We start from the raw sequence: 19,931 nt of genomic DNA on the forward strand, positions 1-19,931 counted from the left end.
TGTTGGTGCCGCTGCAGGCCTCTTCTGACCTTATTTCACGTTTTGCTCAAGTCGGCACCATGGCCCAGTCGATTGGGCCTGCCCCAGACCCCGATAACACCTGGGCAGGAACGCGGCTTGGCAATTGAGAGCTAGACCCTTACAAACCCCTCGCTCGCCCTGAGCAGATTGCGCGTATAGTCCGCACTGACGCGATGCCCGATCAGCTGGCTCGCGGTCAGGGTCTCCACCGCCTCGCCATTCTGCATCACCATCAGCCGCTCGCACATATGGGTGATGATGGCGAGGTCGTGGCTGACCATCAGGAAGGTGAGCTTGCGACGGCGGCGCACCTCTTCCAGAAGATTCAGCACCTCCGCCTGCACGGACGCGTCGAGCGCCGAGGTCGGCTCGTCGAGCAAAAGGATCGAGGGTTCCAGGATCAGCGCCCGGGCAATGGCGACGCGCTGGCGCTGGCCGCCGGAGAGCTGGTGCGCGTAGCGGAAGCGAAAACCGGTGCCGAGGCCGACCTCGTCCAGCGCGCGCTCGATGCGCTTCTCGCCGTCGGCAATGCCATGGATCGCGAGGGGCTCCTGCAGCAGGCGGTCGACCGTCTGGCGCGGATGCAGCGAGCCATAGGGATCCTGGAACACCATCTGCACATCGCGGTAAAAAGCCTTGTCGCGGGTCTTGCCAAGGGGCTTGCCGTTGACAGAGATGGCGCCCGACGCGACCGGCGCCAGGCCGGTGATGGCCCTCAGCAGCGTCGACTTGCCGGAACCGCTCTCCCCGACGAGACCGTAGGATTCGCCTTCCCTCACTTCGAGGCTTACGCCCTTCAGCGCGCGAAAACGGTCGAAGACCACTTCCAGCCCTTCGACAGCGATGGAAGCCGTCATGCCGCCCACTCCGGCTTGCGGTCGAGCACCGGCAGCGGATGGCGCTCGAAGCCGATCCTCGGCATGCAGTTGAGCAGGCCGCGCGTGTAGGGGTGCCGGGCGTCGCGCAGTTCGGAAGCCTTGATCTGCTCGACCACCTTGCCGGCATACATGACGACGACGCGGTCGCAAAAGGAGGAGACCAGGCGCAGATCGTGCGAGATGAAGATCAGCCCCATGCCGCGCTCGGCGACGAGCTTGTCGAGGATCTTGAGCACGTCGAGCTGCACGGTGACGTCGAGCGCCGAGGTCGGCTCGTCGGCGATCATCAGCTCCGGCCCGGCGATCAGCATCATGGCGATCATGGCGCGCTGGCCCATGCCACCCGAGACCTCGTGCGGATAGAGGTCGAAGACGCGGGCCGGATCGCGAATCTGCACCGCCCGCAGCATTTCCAGCGCGCGCTCGCGCGCCTCGGCCCTGGAGACCTTTTCATGCGTGCGCAGCGTCTCGACGATCTGGCGCCCGATGGTCATCACCGGATCGAGAGAATATTTGGGATCCTGCAGGATCATGGCGACGCGGTTTCCCCGCAGCGCGCGGCGCTGGCGGGGCGATATGGAGAGCAGATCAATGCCGTCGAAGGCGAGCTTCTTCGCCGAAACCTCGGCCTGCGGCGGGGTGAGGCCCATGATGGCGCGGCCGGTCTGCGATTTGCCGGAGCCGCTCTCTCCGACGATGCCCAGCCGCTCGCGGCCGAGCGAGAACGAGACGCCACGCACGGCCTGCACGAGGCCGGTGCGGGTCGGGAAGGTGACGCGCAGGTCGTCGACGTCGAGAAGCGTGTCGCTCATTGGTCGCCGCTCCGGGGGTCGAGCGCGTCGCGAAGACCGTCGCCCAGCAGGTTGAAGCCGAGGCTGACGACAAGGATCGCGGCACCAGGTGCGGCGGCAACCCACCACTGATCGAGGATGAAGCGGCGGCCGGACGCGATCATCGCGCCCCATTCCGGCAGCGGCGGCTGCGCGCCGAGGCCGAGGAAGCCAAGGCCGGCGGCAGTCAGGATGATGCCGGCCATGTCGAGCGTCACGCGGATGATCAGCGAGGAGATGCAGAGCGGCATGATGTGGCGCAGCACGATGCGGAAGGGCGAAGCGCCCATCAGCTGCACCGCCTTGATGTAGTCGGAGTTGCGCACCGTCAGCGTTTCCGCACGGGCAATGCGCGCGTAAGGCGGCCAGGAGGTGATAGCGATCGCGATTACCGCGTTCTCGATGCCGGGTCCGAGCGCCGCGACGAAGGCGAGCGCCAGCACCAGCTTCGGAAAGGCCAGGAAAATATCGGTGATGCGCATCAGGATCGTGTCGGTCCAGCCGCCGGCATAACCGGCGATCGTGCCGACCAGCAGGCCGATGGGCGCGGCGATGATGGCGACGAGGATCACCACATAAAGCGTCCAGCGCGAGCCATAGACGATACGCGAATAGATGTCGCGGCCGAGGTCGTCGGTGCCGAACCAATGCTCGGCGCCGGGCGGCAGCAGGCGGGCGTTCTTCAGATCGCCGATGGTGGGCGAATAGGGCGCCAGCACATCGGCAAAGGCGGCGACCACCAGCAACGCGATGATGATCAGCATGCCGACCAGCGCCAGCCGATTGGCGGAGAAGCGCCGCCAGGCGACATAGGCGCGGCCGAGCCTTGCCTGCAGGCGCGAGGCCGGCCGGTCGCTGAGCAGCCACGCGCGCCTGGATTGGATGGTTTCAGCGCTCATCCGGCCTTCGTCCTTGGATCGAGCAGCCGGTAGAGCAGATCGGACAGAAGGTTGATGGCGATGAAGACCGAGCCGATGGCGATGGTGCCGCCGAGCACGGCGTTCATGTCGGCGTTCTGCAGCGAATTGGTGATGTAGAGGCCGATGCCCGGCCAGGAGAAGACGGTCTCGGTCAGCACCGAACCCTCGAGCAGGTTGGCGTAGGAAAGCGCGATCACCGTCACCATCGGCACGGCAGCGTTGCGCAGCGCGTGGCCCCAGATGATGCGACCTTCCGACAGGCCCTTGGCGCGCGCCGCGACGATGTATTCCTGCGCCAGCTCGTTCAGCATGAAGGAGCGGGTCATGCGGCTGATATAGGCGAGTGACAGATAGCCAAGCAGCGCGGCCGGCAGGACGATGTGGCGCCAGGCGTCGTAGAAGACGTCCCACTGCCCCTGGATCGCGGCATCGAGCAGGTAGAAGCCGGTAATCGGCGTGAATGTGTATTCGTAGACGACGTCGAGCCGCGCCGGAAAGGCGATCCATTGCAGCTTGGCGTAGAACAGCACCAGCCCGAGCAGGCCAAGCCAGAAGATCGGTACCGAATAGCCTATGAGACCGACGACGCGCGCGACCTGGTCGATCAGGCTGCCGCGCTTGACCGCGGCCAGCACGCCGAGCGGCACGCCGATGACGGCGCCGATGATCGTGCCCAGCGTCGCCAACTCGATGGTCGCCGGGAAGACGCGGCGGATATCGGACATCACCGGATTGGTGGTCAGCACCGAAGTGCCGAAGTCGCCGCTCAGCGCATTTTTGACATAGATGTAGAACTGTTCGATCCAGGGCAGGTCGAGGCCCATTTCGCGGCGCGTGCGCTCGACCACGGCCGTGGGCGCACGGTCGCCGAGGACGGCCAGAACCGGATCGATCGGGATGACGCGGCCGATGAAGAAGGTCACCGCGAGAAGACCGAGATAGGTCGTCACCGCGATGACCAGGAAGCGGCCGAGCGACGATAGGACGGCGACGGCGCGGGCGCTGCCGCGCCCCGCCGCCACCTGATTGTCAGCTACGCTCACGCGGCGGATCCGCCGGCGCTATTCCTTGGAAACCGCGCCGACAAAATTGGTGTCGAAGCTCGGGCCGAGCGCAAAGCCCTTGAGGTTCTTGCGCAGCCCGGCCACTTCCAGCTGCTGATGGATGATGACGAACGGGCTGGTGTCGAGGATCTTCTGCTGCAGGTCCTTGTACATATCGGCGCGCTTGCCCGAATCCTTCTCCAGCAGCGCCGCCTCGGTTTCCTTGGTCAGGTCCGGGATGTCCCAGGCATTGCGCCAGGCCAGCGTCTTGATCTTGGCGTCGTCGGAATTGTCCGGGTTCGAGGCGAATGTCTGGGCGTTGGAGTTCGGATCGAAATAGTCCTGGCCCCACTGGCCGATATAGATGTCGTGGTTGCGGGCGCGGTATTTGGTCAGCGTCTGCTTACCATCTCCGGGAATGATCTCCAGTCGGATGCCGCCCTGGCCGAGCGTCTGCTGGATCGATTCCGCCATGCCCGTGGTCGGCTGTCCGGTGCGCACGTCCATGGTCACCTTGAAGCCATCCGGCACGCCCGCCTTGGCGAGCAATTCCTTGGCCTTGGCGACATCGAATTTGAAGGGATTGTCATCCATCGCGCCGAGGTCGCCCTTGGGCAGGAAGGACTGGTGGATTTCGCCGATGCCCTTGAGGATGGTCGAGCCCAGCGCATCGTAGTCGACCAGATATTTGAACGCCTGCCGCACCTCCGGCTTGGCAAGCGTCGGGTTCTTCTGGTTGAGGCTGATGTAATAGACCGTGCCCTTCGGCGCGCTGGTGGTGGTGAGATCGGCGTTCTTGGCGATGGCGTCGAGATCGTTCGGCTCGAGGTTGCGGGCGACGTCGATATCGCCGGCCTCGAGCGCTAGGCGCTGCGCCGAGCTTTCCTTCATGTTGCGGTAGATGATGCGGGCAAGCTTGGCCTTCTCGCCATTGTAATTGTCGTTGCGCTCCATGACGACGGCCTCGTTGGCGCGCCACTCACGCAGCTTGTACTGGCCCGAGCCCGCATAGCCGGTCTTCAGCCAGGCATTGCCGAAGTCGTTGTCCCATTTGTAGTCGGCGCTCGGCGTGACGGCGGCGACATGTTCCTTGACCAGCTTGGCGTCGACGACCGAGGCGACCGTGGCCGACAGGCAGTTCAGCACGAAGCTCGGTGCGTAGGGTTTGTCGACGACGAACTGGAAGGTGGTGTCGTCGACGGCCTTGGCTTTTTCGGTGACATTGTCGCCGGTGATGCCGAACTGGTTGATGATGAAAGCCGGGCTCTTGTCGAGCTTGATGGCGCGTTCGAAGGAATAGGCGACATCGGTCGCGGTTATCGGGTTGCCGGACGCGAACTTCATGCCGGGCTTGAGCTTGAATGTGTAGGTCAGGCCGTCGTCGGAAACGGTCCAGCTCTCGGCAAGGTCGCCCTTGACCTTGGACGTGTCGCTGAGGTCGAGACGAACCAGGAGATCATAGGTGTTGCCGGTGACCTCGGCCGTCGACAACTCGAACGCTTCGCCCGGGTCCATCGAGATGATGTCGTCGATGGCAAAGCCCTCGACCAGCGTATCGGCGGGCGTGACCGCGAAGGCGGGCGCGACGAGCAGCGCGGACAGCGCGGCGCCCGCAAGCAAGGCGCGAGAGCGGAGAGCAAACTTTTCCAGCATCATGGTGATCGTTCCCTGTCTTGTTGACCTGAGTTCCCGGCTCAGGGCTGTATTGTTCTTTGCAAGGCCAGCGGCGGCTTTGACCGCTTACCGTCGTGTTTTTTGTCCAGTTGGTCAACTCCCTATTCGACGGCGCACCAAAGCGGCAACGCGCCTGTGCGAGACACCGTATCGGACCAGACGAGCCGCCATGAGTCGACCCATGCGCCAGCCGATTGAAGCCGCCGATCCGCAAAAATCTGCCAGGGGTCGCGCTTTCGGGAGACAGCCGCTATTTCAGTTGCGCGACCATTGCGGCATCGGGAAAGCAGGTGGCGGGCCTGCCGTTCTTTGCCTGCCAGATGCCGATCGAGCGGCGGGTCTTGAAACCGGGCAGGCCGTCGGCGCTGCCGACATCGTAGCCCTTGGCCTCCAGCGTCCGCTGCAGAGCCGCGATATCGGAGCGATGGAGATCGCCGACCGCGCCCCAGGTGCCGACAAAGGCGGCGTCGCCTTTGGCGATGCGATCGGCGGCATGGCCGATGAACAGGCCATAGAGATCGCTGTTGTTGTATTGCTTGATCACATAGAAGTTCGGCGTGACGACGAAGGCCGGGCCACTGCGCCCGGCCGGCATCAGCAGGAAACCTTCCGCCTTCAATTCGCTCGCCGGAAACGCCTTGCCGTCGACGCGCCTGATGCCCATCGCCACCCAATCGGAGATCTTCTTGCCCTGGTCGGGTCCTTCGAGCGAGCAAGAGACATTTGCCGGAACCGTCACCTCGGTCCCCCAGCCGCGCCCCCTCACCCAGCCATAATGGACGAGGTAGTTGGCGATCGAGGCGAGCACGTCGGGCGTCGAGTTCCAGATGTCGGGCCGGCCGTCGCCGTCGAAGTCGACGGCGTGCTTCAAGAACGATGTCGGCATGAATTGCGGCTGGCCGAGCGCGCCGGCCCAGGAGGACTTCATCGCATTGACCGGCGCCAGCCCGCGCTCGACGATTTCGAGCGCCGCCAGCACCTCGGTGCGGAAGAAGTCCTTCTTGGTCGACATGAACGCCTTGGTGCCCAGCACCTCGAACGCGTCGTACGGCATCTTGGCCGCGCCGAAGCCGGTCTCGCGGCCCCAGATCGCCAGCACGATCTCGCCCGGAACGCCGTAGCGCTTCTCGATCAGCCCGAGCGTCCGGGCGTTGGCGCTCTCGCGCGTCCTTCCGCCCGACGTGACGGCCCGAATGATCTTCTCGGCGAAGTAGTTGGCCGGCGGGCCGAACTCGGCCTGATGCTGCTTCTCAGGTGTCGTCGGCTTCTCGCCGGGCAGGACGAGATCGGGCAGCTTGAGGTTCGGCTTCACGCCGAGGAAGGCAGCGTCGAAGGTTTTTTTGGAGATGCCTCTGGACTTGGCTTCGGGCCAGAGGTCGGTTTGGAGCCAAGCCTGGAACTGGTCGTCGATGGGGGCGGCATGGGTGGGGGTGGTAATGAAGAGAGCGAGAAGCGTCGCTAGGAAGGAAAGAATAGCCAACCTGAAATGCTGGCGTTCCTTCACACCCCCCTCTGTCCTGCCGGACATCTCCCCCGCAAGGGGGGAGATCAGATGTCGCGCAGGCTTTCGCCAATCGCCGACGTGGGGATAAAAGCGCCGGCAAAGAAACTGCCAATCTCCCCCCTTGCGGGGGAGATGCCCGGCAGGGCAGAGGGGGGTGTGACGGAGCGCGGAATCTCGAGGAATAACATCTGTCACGCGCGCCCTCCCCGCCAACTTCAAAACGCCGTCCTCGATCGCAGCGCGGCGGCCAGCGTGCCTTCGTCGAGGTAATCGAGCTCGCCGCCGACCGGCACGCCATGCGCGAGCCGCGTCACCTTGACCTCGAAGCCAGACAGCTGGTCGGTCAGATAATGCGCTGTCGTCTGCCCCTCGACGGTGGCGTTGACGGCAAGGATGACTTCCTTCACCTCGCCGCCGGCGACACGGTCGACCAGCGAGCGGATGTTGAGCTGGTCCGGACCGATGCCGTCGAGCGGCGACAGCGTGCCGCCAAGCACGTGGTAGCGCACGTTCATGGCTGCGGCGCGCTCCAGCGCCCAGAGGTCGGAGACGTCCTCGACGACGATCAGCGTGCCGGCGTCGCGGCGCGGGTCGGTGCAGATCATGCAAGGGTCGGAGGTATCGACATTGCCGCAGGTCGAGCAGATGCGCACCTTGTCGACCGCTTCGCCCATGGCGGCGGCCAGAGGCTCGAGCAGCTGCTCCTTCTTCTTGATGAGATGAAGCGCGGCGCGCCTGGCCGAGCGCGGCCCAAGCCCCGGCACCTTGGCCAGGAGCTGGATCAGGCGTTCGATTTCCGGACCGGCGATTCTCTTCGACATCGCCTTGATCTAGGATTTTTCAGGACAGCCAGCAACGGCACAAGCCCGCCATGCTGCCATGGCGGGCCTTGCTTTGGATGCAATCGGGTTCAGTTGGCTTCGAGCGGCCGGTCCTGGCTGACGATCATCGCGCCGATGGCGTCGGTGTTCTCAGGCGTCGACTGGAAGCCCATCGCCGCTTCCTGCGGCGCATTGGGCACCGAAGTGATGTAGCGGCCCTTGAGGGTGCCGCCGAAACGCGAGGCGTCCGGTTCGGCCATGGGCTCCTGCATCGCCACGACCATCTGCTTCTGCGCCAGACGGCCGGACTTGGCAGAAGGTGCAACAGAAGCCGTCACATAGGTCTGTTCGGCGGAAGCGTCTTCGGTCCGCGCGGCCGTGGCCAATGCGGCCTGCTTTGCCGGGTCCGGACGGACGATCGTCTTGACGATCGGCTCGGCGGAAGCCACGAGCACCGGAGCGTCGGCCGCCGGTTTCTGCCGGTCAGACTTCTGCTTGTCGTCCACGTTCATGGCGACCATCGGCTCGTCCGGCAGCGGCTGCCAGTTGCGGCCGCGCTTCTCATAGAAGGCGTTGCCGCCGGCAACCATGGTGTAATGCATGTTCTTGTAGGGGAAGCGCAGGCCGGCGGTGTGGAAATACATCGTGTTCTTGAGCTTGGCCTTGCGTTCGCCTCTCAGCACCGCATCGGCTGCCTCCTCGACATCCGGCAGGGCCTTCGAGTTCATCGGCCGAGTCATGACGCCCGGAGCAAACTGGCCTGGCTCGCCGACAACCTGACAGATGGTGTTGCCGTGCTGGCCCGAGCGAAGCCGGTTCATGACGACCGTGCCGACCGCGATCATGCCGTCGCGGCTCGACCGGTTGGACTCGAAGAACATAGCCCTTTGCAAGCATTCCTTGTCCTTCAGCGAATGGCTGGAGGAACGCGTGAGGAAGCTCGGCGTAAGGGCATCGGTCAGACCCGACATGCCATGCGAGGAAGTGGTCTGGCTGCAGCCGGCCAGGAGCAAGGGGGAAGTGACGATGCCGATAAGCAGCAGCGGCGTCTTCCATCGCGTCGCGATCACCAAAAAAGCCTCATGTCCAGATGCCAGCCCGCCCCGAGATGTGGCAAGAATGAGACTCTTTCGGGCAAAAAGATGGCTAGAAGGTTAGCAACTTCTGGACTTGGGTAAAACTTTATGAATGTCGCGAAATGTGCCCGTGAGCATTGCCGGCAAAATAGTTAATATTGCAGCCCGGACTCAATTTCCGTTCATAATCAATTAACTGGCACACACGGCCTCAGAACGGCAATTTCATTCCGGGCGGGATCGGCAAGCCTGCCGTGAGCGCCTTGGTCTTCTCCTGCATGATCTGCTCGACCTTATTTTTGGCGTCATTGTGGGCGGCCAGGATGAGGTCCTCGAGGATCTCGGCTTCGTCCGCCTTGATCAAAGACGGATCGATCTTCAGCGTCTTCATTTCGAACTTGCCGGAAAGCGTGATGCTGACCAGACCGCCGCCGGCCTGGCCGGTGGCTTCAAGCGTGGCGATCTCGTCCTGCATGGCCTGGAACTTGGCCTGCATTTCCTTCGCCTTGCCCATAAGGCCGAGAAGATCTTTCATCGGTTGGTCCTCTAAAAATGTTTCAGGTCTCGTCGTCATCGGCCGCCGGCTCGACCGGCAGGTCGGCCTCGGCTTCTTCCACGTCCGGCACGTCCGGGATGCGCACATCGATGATCTTGGCGCCAGGGAAACGGGCGAGTATGGCCGCGACAGTCGGGTCGCTCTTGGCGTCGGAGAAGGCGTTCTCGCGCTTCGTCGTCTCCATCTCGGCCAATGTCTGGCCGCCCTCTTCCTTCGACAGCGACACCAGCCAGTTGCGGCCGGTCCAGGCGCGCAGCTTGGCGGTGAGGTCGTTGAGCAGCATCTTCGGCGCGTCGTCGGTCAAGGTGACGTCGAGCCGGCCGGGCTCGATGCGAACCGGCCGCACGCAGCGTTTCAGCAGCACCTTGAAGGCCATGTCGCGATTGGCGTCGGCAAGCGCGACGATGTCGGCCAGCGATTTGACCGGAACGACGGGCGCCTCGGCGACCGGCTCCGGCGCCGGAACGAAGGCGGCGGGCACGGGCTGCGTTTCGACCAGGCGCATCGTCTGGGCACCGCCACCGGTGGAAGCAGGCATCCGGGTCTGCGCGACGGGGCTCGCGCCACCGCCATTGCCGGCCGGCGCTCCGTTGGCGCGCGGCGCACCATTCGGCAGCGGGCCCGCGCCCTCCAGCGATTTCAGCGCCTCGTCCAGCGTCGGCAGGTCGGCGGCGTGCGCCAGCCTGATCAGCACCATTTCGCCGGCGCTGACCGGGCGGTTGGAGGACTGCACCTCGGGAATGCCCTTGAGCAGCATCTGCCAGGTCCGCGACAGCACGCGCACCGAAAGCGTGCCGGCGAATTCGGCACCGCGCCGACGCTCGTCCTCGGAAAGCGACGCATCGTCGGCGGCTGCCGGCACGAAGCGCAGGCGGGTGACGAGGTGGTTGAACTCGGCAAGATCGGTAAGCACGGCGGCCGGATCGGCGCCGGTGTCGTATTGCGCGCGGAACTCGGCGAGCGCGGCCGCCACGTCGCCCTTCATGACATGCTCGAACAGGTCGATGATGCGGGCGCGGTCGGCAAGGCCGAGCATGGCGCGCACCGCCTCGGCGCTCACCGTGCCGCTGCCGTGGGCGATCGCCTGGTCGAGGATGGAAAGCGAATCGCGCGCCGAGCCTTCGGCGGCCCGCGCGATCATCGCCAGGGCCTCGTCGTCGACGGCAATGCCTTCCTTGGCAGCGATCGAGGACAGATGCCCGACCAGCGCGCTGGCATCGATGCGCCTCAGATCGAAGCGCTGGCAGCGCGACAGCACCGTTATCGGCACCTTGCGGATCTCGGTGGTGGCAAAGATGAATTTGACGTGCGGCGGCGGCTCTTCCAGCGTCTTCAGGAGGCCGTTGAAGGCCTGCGTGGAGAGCATGTGCACTTCGTCGATGATGTAGACCTTGTAGCGTGCCGAGACCGGCGCGTAGCGGACGCGGTCGATGATGTCCCTGATGTCGTCGATGCCGGTGTGAGAGGCGGCATCCATCTCGATGACGTCGACATGGCGTCCTTCCATGATCGCCTGGCAATGCTCGCCGGGGATCGAAAGGTCGACGGAGGGCTGATCGACGGTCGCCGTTTTGTAGTTCAGTGCCCGCGCCAGGATGCGCGCGGTCGTCGTCTTGCCGACACCGCGCACGCCGGTCAGCATCCAGGCCTGGGCGATGCGGCCGGTGGCAAAGGCGTTGGTCAGTGTGCGGACCATCGGCTCCTGGCCGATCAGCTCGGAGAAATTCGAAGGGCGATATTTGCGCGCCAGGACGCGATAAGCGGCGGCCTTACCTGTTTCCAGGCTTTCTGGCCCCAAATTTCCGGCTTCGCTCATTCGCCGCCAAAGCTCCCAGGACCGCGACGGAAGGCGGCCGATTCCTACGCATAGTCTCGCCCGCACGGCTCGGGGCCGTCAATGTCGCGGGAGAAAGGCGAAGAGGTGGGAGGCTGGAACAATGACCCGTTCCGGGCTCGTTAGGGCTGCTTCCTTCCGGACCTGACCCGGTTGGCGAGTGGATCGTCCACCACCAACCTCCCGCGTTCCATATCGGCAATTCGGCGGCGAAATGCAAGGGCCGAGCCGGAACCCATGACCACATCGAAGGCGGAAAGTCCTTCAAATCGATGGCGGCGGTCAATGAATCGCTTGCAGCCACCTTGCCGCCGCTCTAGCGTCCCGGGTTTGGAAAATGCTTACAAAATAACAAAAGTGAAGGAAACGCCGATGCTGCCTGGCCTCGAGGCCGGATTCACGCTGGACGCCCGGCTGGAGGCGGACAGCGAGCAGCTTATGTGGCTTGGCCTTTGCGAGCTCAGGCTGATGAACGACAGCCGCTGGCCATGGCTGGTGCTGGTGCCGCAGCGGCCGGGCGTGGAAGAAATTCACGACCTGACGCCGCTCGACCAGGCGATGCTGACCTTCGAGACCAATATGGTGGCGCAAGCGCTGAAGCGGGTGACCGGCTGCACCAAGATCAACACTGGCGCTTTGGGCAACATCGTGCGCCAGCTGCATGTCCATGTCGTCGCCCGCTCCGAGGGCGATCCCGGCTGGCCGGGACCGGTCTGGGGGCACGGCATGCGCGAGCCCTACCAGCGCTCCGATATCAGGCGGTTTGCCGAAACGATCAAGGCGGCGCTATAAGCTGACCAGTGTCCATTCCGCACCCCGAGTCCTCAGCCCACCCGAGTCCCCATGAGCTTTCGCCTGTTCGACGCGCCCTTGCGCGAGCCCAGTCAATTCGTCGGTTTCGCCGGCAACCGGATCGACCGGCAGTCCGAGAACCGCGCCGACGACGCGGTCGAAAAAGCGCTGGCCGACCGGACCGCGCGGCTGATGCTGATGCATGCCGGGCGGCTTTACCTCAAACTTGACGACGGCACGTTCGACCCCTGGTTCAAGGCGGATGAAAGCCGGGCCTTCGAGGTTTCGCTCGGCCAAGGCGTGCTGCTCGGCTTTTCCGAGGAAGGCCCCGTGCTGGCGGCGCCCGCCGGCGTCGAGCCGGAAAAGCTGCCCGAGACGATCAAGGCGATCGACTACCGCTCCGTCTATATGCAGGGGTTGGTCGACGAGGCGGCGGCCGGCGCGCTGGCGCAAGGCGCGGCGCTGCTCGCCTGGCACGCCAGCCATGCCTTCTGCTCGAAATGCGGCAACCGCTCGGAAATGCGGGCCGGCGGCTACCGGCGGCATTGCCCGGTCTGCGGCACCGACCATTTCCCGCGCACCGACCCGGTGGCGATCATGCTGACGGTGACGCATGAAAAATGCCTGCTGGGGCGCGGCAAGCATTTCGCGCCGGGCATGTATTCCGCGCTTGCCGGCTTCATCGAACCGGGCGAGACGATCGAGGCGGCGGTGCGGCGCGAGACGCTTGAAGAGGCCGGCATCCGGCTCGGCCGCGTGGTCTATCACGCCAGCCAGCCCTGGCCGTTCCCCTATTCGCTGATGATCGGCTGCTTCGGCGAGCCGCTCAACGAGGATATCCAGGCCGACCTCAACGAGCTGGAGGACTGCCGCTGGTTTTTGCGCGACGAGGTGCGCACGATGCTGGACAGGACGCATGCCGACGGCTTGATTACACCGCCGAAAGGGGCAATCGCCCATCACCTCATCCGCGCCTGGGTCGACAGCGAATAGGAGCAGAAGAATGATCCGTCACACCGTCGTGTTCACGCTGAAGCACCCGCTGCAGTCGCTGGAGACGAAGCGCTTCCTCCACGACGCGAAGAAGATCCTGACCGGGATCAAGGGCGTCGCGCATTTCGAGCAGTTGCGGCAGGTGAGCCCGAAGAACGACTACCAGTTCGGCTTCTCGATGGAGTTCGCCGACCAGGCAGCCTACACGCGCTACAACGAGCACCCGGACCATGTCGCCTTCGTGCGCGACCGCTGGGTGCCCGAGGTCGATAAGTTCATGGAGATCGACTACGTGCCGCTCGGCTGGGGGTGATATCGGATTGAGTGCAAACGTCGGAGATTGGCGAAGGCCTTCGTGCTTCGTCATCCACGGGCGAAGCAAGGAGCGAAGCGACGCGCGCAGACCCGAGGATCCATGCCGTGACTTCGACGCGTTGCGACGGTCCAGAATTCTGCTCCGCTGCGCTCTACGATCAAGGTTACGGAATGGATCCTCGCGTCTGCGCTCCGCTTCGCGTCGCTCCGCCCGTGGATGACGAAGTCGCGAAGGCTCCCCCAATCTCGAAGGTCGTGAGCTCCGACTAACCGGTCAATCCGCCACCTTCCACTCATCGCGCGAGGCGCTGGCCGGATAAACACCCAGGATGCGCATCTCGCGCGAGAAGAAGCGCAACTCGTCGAGCGCCAGCTTGACCAGCGGATCGTCCGGGTGGCCCTCGATGTCGGCGTAAAACAACGTCGCGGTGAAGGCGCCGAGCTGGTAGCTTTCGAGCTTGGTCATGTTGATGCCGTTGGTGGCGAAGCCGCCCATCGCCTTATAGAGCGCGGCCGGCACGTTGCGGACACGGAAGATGAAGGTGGTCATCATCTTGGCGTCCGGCGCGGGACGCTCCACCCATTGCTTGTTCTTGGTCAGCACGACGAAGCGGGTGACGTTCGAATCGGTGTCCTCGACATTCTTCTCGATGATATCGAGCCCATAGAACTCCGCGGCCAAAGCCGGCGCCAGCGAGGCCATGGTGCGGTCCCTGACCTCCGAGACCATCTTGGCCGAACCCGCCGTGTCGCCGGCGATCACCGGCCTCCAGCCGTTCTTGCGGATATATTTGCGGCACTGGCCGAGCGCATGGATGTGGCTGTGCACGGTCTTGATCTCTTCGCGCTTCACCCCCGGCAGCACCATCAGCTGGAAATGGATCGGCAGGAAATACTCGCCGACGATGTGCAGCTTCGATTCCGGCAGAAGGTGGTGGATGTCGGCAACGCGCCCGGCGATCGTGTTCTCGATCGGGATCATGGCGAGTTCGGCCTTGCCGGTCTCGACCGCGTTGAAAGCATCCTCGAAGGTCGGGCAAGGCAACGGTTCCATCGACGGGAACATGTTGCGGCAAGCCGTGTCGGAGTTGGCGCCCGGCTCGCCCTGGAAGGAAATTCTGTTGGTCTTTTCAGCCATCACGGATGTCTCAGTTTGAAAGGATTTTTCGCGCCCGCTCCAGGTCGTCGGGGGTGTCGACGCCAAGGGGCAGCGATTTGACGATCTCGGCGTCGATGCGCATGCCGGCTTCCAGCGCGCGCAGTTGCTCCAGCCGTTCGCGCCGCTCCAGCGGCGACGGCTTGAGCGCGACGAAGCGTTCCAGCGCCGCACGGCGATAGGCGTAGAGGCCGATGTGGTGGTAGAGCGGCCCCGCGCCCCAGGGCGCGGTGGCACGAGTGAAATAGAGCGCTCTCAACCGTGTCGCCGACAGCGGCGAGCCGACGATCTTGACCACGTTCTGGTTGGTCTTCTCCTCGTCGCGCACGATCTCGACGCCCAGCGTGGCGATATCGACCGATTTGTCCTCAAACGGCCGCAGCGACGCGCCGATGATCTCGGGATCGATGGTCGGCAGGTCGCCCTGGACGTTGACGATCGTTTCCACCTGGTTTTCGGGGTCGAGGGCGGTCAGCGCCTCGAAGATGCGGTCGGAGCCCGATTCGTGATCCGCGCGGGTCATGACAGCCTCGAAGCCATGCGCCCGCACGGCTTGCGCGACGACTTCGGTATCGGTCGCCACCACCACGCGGCCAAGCCCGGCCTCGGCGGACCGGCGGGCGACATGGACGATCATCGGCGCGCCCGCAATGTCGGCCAGCGGCTTGCCCGGCAGACGCGTCGAGGCCATGCGGGCGGGGATCAGGATCAAGGTTGACATCGGATTTCAGGGCGGTCGAAAAAAGCGGATGGAAAGTGGCAAAAGGTCTCACTGGAAGCGCCCTTATAGGTGTTGCAACGCCTGAGCAAAAGACCTAGTTTCCGCCCGATTTGACTGGCCTTTCGAGGCAGTTCGCGATACCGACGGACGGAGTGGACGGGACGGTCCGCCGGAAAAGGGAGCAAGGGGCGTATGGATTCCAACGAAGTCAACAAGCTGCTCGGCGGATTTCTGGGAACCTGCTTCCTCGTCTTTTCCATAGGCCTCGTCTCGGACGGATTGTTCGCCTCGCCGGCGCCCGAAAAGCCCGGCTTCGCCATCGAAGCGCAGGAACCGACCGAAGGCGGTCCGGCTGCTCCCGCGGCGGAAGCCAAGCCGATCGCCGACCTGCTCGCCACCGCCAATGCCGAGGCTGGCGCCGCGATCTTCAAGAAATGCCAGGCCTGCCATTCCGGCGAAAAGGGCGGTCCGAACAAGGTCGGCCCGGATCTCTGGGATATCGTCGACCGCCCGGTCGCCGAGCATGAAGGCTTCGCCTATTCGGCCGGCATGAAGGATTTTTCGAAAGGCGGCCAGGAGCACTGGACCTACGACAATCTCAACCACTTCATCACCTCGCCGAAGAAGTTCGTGAAGGGCACGGCGATGGGCTTCGCCGGTCTGCCGAAGGATGAAGACCGGGCCAATGTGATCGCCTATCTGCGCACGCTGTCGGACAATCCGAAGCCGCTGCCGCAGCCGGGCGCTTCGGCCGAGGCCAAGCCCGCCGAAGGCGCCAAGCCGGCGGAAGGCGCCGCGCCGGCCAAGCCGGCCGAGGGAGCCGCTCCGGCCAAGCCCGCGGCACCCGCTCAATAAACAATTTGTCGCAGAGACTTCCTTGGAAAAGCCGGGTTCGTCCCGGCTTTTCTGTTGGGAAAGCCGCATGGGCGGCGACAAAGGCGGCACTTGCGGTTCCCACCGGCGTCAAATGATCTAGATTGCGGGTGAGCAAAGTTCGCGACGAGGAGAACGCATGAAGGTTGGCCGCTTCCGCACGCTTTTCGCATCGGCGTTCGCGCTCGCCTTCGCCGCCAGCCTGCAGGTCGGCTTCGCCGATGAGTGGCACACGACGTCGTCGCTGATCGGGCCTTCAAAATACGGCGAGAATTTCAAACGTTACGACTACGTCAATCCCGATGCGCCGAAAGGTGGAACCTACAACTCCGTTGTCACCGGTACGTTCGACAGCTTCAACCCCTATATCGTGCAGGGATCGCCGGCCGCGGGGCTGGTCGGCTTCGGCGGCGGGCTGCTCTACGACACGCTGATGGACCAGGCGACCGACGAGGGCAGCGTCAGCCACCCACTGGTCGCCGATGCCTACAAATACCCTTCCGACTATTCGTCCGCCACCTACCGACTCGATCCGCGGGCAAAATGGCATGACGGCCAGCCAATCACCGTCGATGACGTGATCTGGTCCTTCCAGATGCTCAAGGCCAACAGCCCACAATACAGCCGCTATTTCGAGAACGTCACCGATGCTGTGGCGATCTCCGACCATGAGGTCGAATTCCATTTCAACCAGAAGGGCAACCGCGAGCTGCCCAAGATCCTCGGCGATCTCGTCGTTTTGCCGAAGCACTGGTGGGAAGGCACCGATGCCAGCGGCAAGAAGCGCGACATCACTAGGCCGACGCTGGAGCCGCCGCTGGGCTCCGCCGCCTATAAGATCGCCAGCTTCAAGCCGGGCTCGGAGATCGTCTGGCAGCGCGTGCCGGATTATTGGGGCGCCAAGCTGCCGGTGAAGGTCGGCCGGGAGAATTTCGACACCCAGCGCTTTACCTACATACTGGACGACAACGCCGCCTGGCAGGCCTTCACCAAGGGCGGGCTGGACGACATCAAGCCGGAAAACAGCTCGAGACGTTGGGCCACGGCCTATAATTTTCCCGCCATCAGCGCCGGCGACGTGATCAAGAAGGAATTCAAGACCACCTCGCCGGAGCCGATGCAGGCTTTCATGCTCAACCAGCGCCGGCCGCTGTTCCAGGATCGCCGCGTGCGCGAAGCGCTGACCTATCCTTACGATTTCGAGACGATGAACCGCACGCTGTTCTTCAATTCCAACACGCGCACCAAAAGTTATTTCCAGGGCACCGAATTGGCGTCGAGCGGGTTGCCGCAAGGCAAGGAGCTCGAGATCCTGGAGAAGTATCGAGACAAGCTGCCGCCTGAATTGTTCACCCAGGAATTCAAGCTGCCGGTCTATGACTCGCCGCAGGCGGAACGGAAGTATCTGAAGCAGGCGGTGGACCTCTTCGCCCAGGCGGGCTGGGTGATCAAGGGCGGCAAGATGGTGAACGCCAAGACCGGCGCGCCGTTCAAATTCGAGATCCTCGGCACGTCCGACACGGACCAGATCCTCTCAGGCAATTATATCGCTAACCTGCGCAAGATCGGCGTCGATGCGACGCTGCGGATCATCGATCCCAGCCAATACGTCAACCGCGTCAACAATTTCGACTACGACGTCATCACCAACCTGCTGCAGCAGTCGGAATCGCCGGGCAACGAACAGCGCGATTTCTGGAGCTCGAAGGCCGCCGACGCGCCCGGATCGCGCAATTATTCCGGCATCAAGGACCCGGTTGTCGACGCATTGGTCGACCACATCATCTTCGCGACCGATCGCGACGACCTCGTCGCGGCCACCCACGCGCTCGATCGGGTGTTGTTGTGGAACTACTATGTGGTCCCGCAATTCTACCGCGCGGTGGTGTGGCTTGCCTATTGGAACAAGTTCGGCATGCCGGAAAAGCAGCCAAGCTACCGCGGCGCCGATATCGATTCCTGGTGGATCGACCCCGCGAAGGAAAAGGCGCTGGCCGCCAAGTACAAGGGCCTCAATTGATGGGGCGGCGGATTTTGCTTCCTCGCCGCGACTTCCTGGCGCTCGGCGCCGCGGCCACAGCCGCCGCCCTGCTGCCCGGCCGGGCCTTTGCCGACACCCCGGCCGGTGTCAAGCTGCACGGCCTGTCGGCCTTCGGCGACCTCAAATACAAGCCCGATTTCACCCATTTCGACTATGTCGATGTCGATGCGCCGCAAGGCGGCATCTTCAACTTCTCGCCGCCGAACTGGGGCGCCAACCAGAGCCCGCAGACCTTCAACACGCTGAACTCATTCGTCGCCAAGGGCGATTCTCCGCAGCGCATGGAAATGTGCTTCGATTCCTTGATGGTGCGGGCACTCGACGAGCCAGACGCGGTCTATGGACTGATCGCCGACGGTGTCACAATCTCCGACGACCGCAACGGCTTCACATTCTCGCTGCGCCCGCAGGCACGTTTCCATGACGGCTCGCCGCTCACCGCCGACGATGTCGCCTTCACCTTCAAGCTGCTGAAAGACAAAGGGCATCCGGACTACGCGCTGTCGCTGACGCATCTGGAGGACGCGGCGGCGAAGGACGCCCACACGGTCGAGCTCAAATTCTCCGGCAAGCAGTCGGCCCGCACCATCCTCAACGTGGTCGGTTTTCCGATCCTTTCGAAGGCCTTCTTTACAGCCAACCCGTTCGATTCCTCGCAGCTCAATCCGCCGCTCGGCTCTAGCGCCTATAAGGTCGGGCGCTGGTCGGCGGGCGCCTGGATCGAATATGAGCGCGTGGCCGACTACTGGGGCAACGACCTGCCGGTCAATCGCGGCCAGAACAATTTCGGGCGCATCCGCATCGAATTCTACCAGGACCGGACGGCCGGGTTCGAGGCTTTCAAGAAGGGCGAGATCCTCTACCGCGAGGAATTCACGTCGCGCGTCTGGGCAACGGCCTACGACTTTCCAGCCTTCACCGCCGGCAAGGTGATCAAGCATGAGTTCCCGGCCGAAACCACGCCTTCCATGCAGGCCACCGCGGTCAACCAGCGGCGGGAGCAATTCAAGGATCCGCGCGTGCGGCAGGCGATCGCGCTCTGCTTCGATTTCGAATGGACGCGGCGCAACTTCTTCTATGGTTCCTATGAGCGCTCGCAATCCTGCTTCGAGAAATCCGACTTCCGGGCCTCGGGCATGCCAACGCCGCAGGAGCTGGCGCTGCTTGAACCGCTGCGCGACGAGTTGCCACCGGAGACCTTCGGCGAAGCGGTGACGCAACCGCCGTCAGACGGTTCAGGGCGGGACCGCAAGCAACTGAGCGCGGCGCTGAAATTGCTCGCTCAGGCGGGCTGGAAGCGCTCCGGCGACTTCGTGGTCAATGACAAGGGCGGGCGGCTGTCCGCCGAATTCCTGGTCGACGACGAGACCTTCGTGCAGGTCTATTCGCCCTGGGTCGCCAACATGAAAGCCATCGGCATCGATGCCTCGATCCGCCTGGTGGATTCGGCACAGTACCAGCTCAGGCAATCGACATTCGATTTCGACCTGCTCTCGGCCGCCTTCAATTTCAGCGCCACGCCGACCCGCGACGATCTGGAAATTTTCTTCCACTCGCGCAGCGCCGCCGTATCGGGCTCGCGCAACCTGTCGGGCATTGCAAGCCCGGCCATCGATGCGTTGATCGATGCCGTCGGCGCCGCCAAGGACCGTGAAAGCCTGACCACCGCCATGCGCGTCTTGGACCGGGCCTTGCGCGCGCGGCGCGATTGGATTCCAAGTTGGTATCTGGCGAATCACCGAAGCGCCTATTGGGACATGTTCGGCTTCCCCGAACAGAAACCCGATTTCGGCTTTCCGGTCGAGGCGCTGTGGTGGGTCGACAAGGGCAAGGCGGCAAAGATTGGCAAGGCCTGACATCACTGTTCGCGCGGGGCCCGTCGC

Annotated in this window: 18 protein-coding genes and 1 other RNA gene; 6 read left to right on the forward strand and 13 right to left on the reverse strand. The window is 63.9% G+C overall.

Annotated features, from left to right (window positions below; genetic code table 11):
* Nucleotides 1-131: 131 nt before the first annotated feature.
* The 11 genes from FJ430_RS00260 to ffs form a co-directional block, all read right to left on the reverse strand.
* Nucleotides 132-878, reverse strand: coding sequence for an ABC transporter ATP-binding protein (locus FJ430_RS00260; RefSeq protein ID WP_140702722.1), 747 nt, complete (start codon nt 876-878; stop codon nt 132-134).
* Nucleotides 875-1,711, reverse strand: coding sequence for an ABC transporter ATP-binding protein (locus tag FJ430_RS00265; protein WP_140702720.1), 837 nt, complete (start codon nt 1,709-1,711; stop codon nt 875-877). The genes FJ430_RS00260 and FJ430_RS00265 overlap by 4 nt, the downstream gene beginning before the upstream one ends.
* Complete coding sequence (gene nikC / locus FJ430_RS00270; protein ID WP_140645368.1) at nt 1,708-2,628, reverse strand: nickel transporter permease; 921 nt, start codon at nt 2,626-2,628, stop codon at nt 1,708-1,710. The genes FJ430_RS00265 and nikC overlap by 4 nt, the downstream gene beginning before the upstream one ends.
* Complete coding sequence (locus FJ430_RS00275; RefSeq protein ID WP_140645369.1) at nt 2,625-3,692, reverse strand: ABC transporter permease; 1,068 nt, start codon at nt 3,690-3,692, stop codon at nt 2,625-2,627. The genes nikC and FJ430_RS00275 overlap by 4 nt, the downstream gene beginning before the upstream one ends.
* An 18-nt stretch (nt 3,693-3,710) precedes the next feature.
* On the reverse strand, nt 3,711-5,348 hold the full coding sequence (locus tag FJ430_RS00280; RefSeq protein ID WP_140702718.1) for an ABC transporter substrate-binding protein: 1,638 nt from the start codon (nt 5,346-5,348) through the stop codon (nt 3,711-3,713).
* 268 nt (nt 5,349-5,616) lie between these two features.
* Complete coding sequence (locus FJ430_RS00285) at nt 5,617-6,894, reverse strand: lytic murein transglycosylase (RefSeq protein WP_140702716.1); 1,278 nt, start codon at nt 6,892-6,894, stop codon at nt 5,617-5,619.
* Between the two features lie 191 nt (nt 6,895-7,085).
* Nucleotides 7,086-7,691, reverse strand: coding sequence for a recombination mediator RecR (gene recR / locus FJ430_RS00290; RefSeq protein WP_040985994.1), 606 nt, complete (start codon nt 7,689-7,691; stop codon nt 7,086-7,088).
* A gap of 89 nt (nt 7,692-7,780) precedes the next feature.
* Entirely contained in the window at nt 7,781-8,761 is a 981-nt protein-coding gene (locus tag FJ430_RS00295; protein WP_140645372.1) for a cell wall hydrolase, read from the reverse strand.
* A gap of 217 nt (nt 8,762-8,978) precedes the next feature.
* Nucleotides 8,979-9,302 (reverse strand): YbaB/EbfC family nucleoid-associated protein, encoded by a 324-nt coding sequence (locus FJ430_RS00300; RefSeq protein WP_140702714.1) that lies wholly within the window; start codon nt 9,300-9,302, stop codon nt 8,979-8,981.
* Between the two features lie 22 nt (nt 9,303-9,324).
* Nucleotides 9,325-11,139, reverse strand: a complete 1,815-nt coding sequence (locus FJ430_RS00305; RefSeq protein ID WP_140702712.1) for a DNA polymerase III subunit gamma/tau — start codon at nt 11,137-11,139, stop codon at nt 9,325-9,327.
* A 105-nt stretch (nt 11,140-11,244) separates the two neighbouring features.
* Nucleotides 11,245-11,341: signal recognition particle sRNA small type (gene ffs / locus FJ430_RS00310), an RNA gene on the reverse strand.
* Nucleotides 11,342-11,529: 188 nt separating this feature from the next.
* Here ffs and FJ430_RS00315 point away from each other — a divergent pair.
* Genes FJ430_RS00315 through FJ430_RS00325 form a run of 3 tightly spaced genes read left to right on the forward strand, consistent with a single transcriptional unit; the run spans nt 11,530 to nt 13,255 of the window.
* Entirely contained in the window at nt 11,530-11,949 is a 420-nt protein-coding gene (locus FJ430_RS00315; RefSeq protein ID WP_140702710.1) for an HIT domain-containing protein, read from the forward strand.
* A gap of 51 nt (nt 11,950-12,000) precedes the next feature.
* A complete protein-coding gene (gene nudC / locus FJ430_RS00320; RefSeq protein ID WP_140702708.1) occupies nt 12,001-12,942 on the forward strand; it encodes an NAD(+) diphosphatase in 942 nt (313 codons plus the stop codon).
* Between the two features lie 10 nt (nt 12,943-12,952).
* The gene (locus tag FJ430_RS00325) at nt 12,953-13,255 is read left to right on the forward strand and encodes a Dabb family protein (RefSeq protein ID WP_140656134.1); all 303 of its coding nucleotides are present in this window, start codon (nt 12,953-12,955) and stop codon (nt 13,253-13,255) included.
* A gap of 276 nt (nt 13,256-13,531) precedes the next feature.
* Here the strand turns inward: FJ430_RS00325 and FJ430_RS00330 are convergent, their stop codons facing one another.
* Together FJ430_RS00330 and FJ430_RS00335 are read right to left on the reverse strand one after the other, a co-directional pair.
* Nucleotides 13,532-14,395: a prephenate dehydratase gene (locus tag FJ430_RS00330; protein WP_140702706.1), complete on the reverse strand. Its 864-nt coding sequence runs from the start codon at nt 14,393-14,395 to the stop codon at nt 13,532-13,534.
* Between the two features lie 10 nt (nt 14,396-14,405).
* Nucleotides 14,406-15,134, reverse strand: coding sequence for a 3-deoxy-manno-octulosonate cytidylyltransferase (locus FJ430_RS00335; RefSeq protein WP_140702704.1), 729 nt, complete (start codon nt 15,132-15,134; stop codon nt 14,406-14,408).
* Between the two features lie 192 nt (nt 15,135-15,326).
* On the opposite strand from FJ430_RS00335, the gene FJ430_RS00340 reads away from it, so the two are divergent.
* The 3 genes from FJ430_RS00340 (at nt 15,327) to FJ430_RS00350 (ending at nt 19,904) form a co-directional block, all read left to right on the forward strand.
* Complete coding sequence (locus FJ430_RS00340; RefSeq protein ID WP_140656124.1) at nt 15,327-15,989, forward strand: c-type cytochrome; 663 nt, start codon at nt 15,327-15,329, stop codon at nt 15,987-15,989.
* Between the two features lie 157 nt (nt 15,990-16,146).
* The gene (locus FJ430_RS00345; RefSeq protein WP_140702702.1) at nt 16,147-18,027 is read left to right on the forward strand and encodes an extracellular solute-binding protein; all 1,881 of its coding nucleotides are present in this window, start codon (nt 16,147-16,149) and stop codon (nt 18,025-18,027) included.
* Nucleotides 18,027-19,904 (forward strand): extracellular solute-binding protein, encoded by a 1,878-nt coding sequence (locus tag FJ430_RS00350; RefSeq protein WP_140702700.1) that lies wholly within the window; start codon nt 18,027-18,029, stop codon nt 19,902-19,904. Before FJ430_RS00345 ends, FJ430_RS00350 begins: the two co-directional genes overlap by 1 nt.
* Nucleotides 19,905-19,931: the final 27 nt, after the last annotated feature.

The sequence above is a fragment of the Mesorhizobium sp. B2-8-5 genome, from assembly GCF_006440675.2.
Taxonomy (GTDB): Bacteria; Pseudomonadota; Alphaproteobacteria; order Rhizobiales; family Rhizobiaceae; genus Mesorhizobium.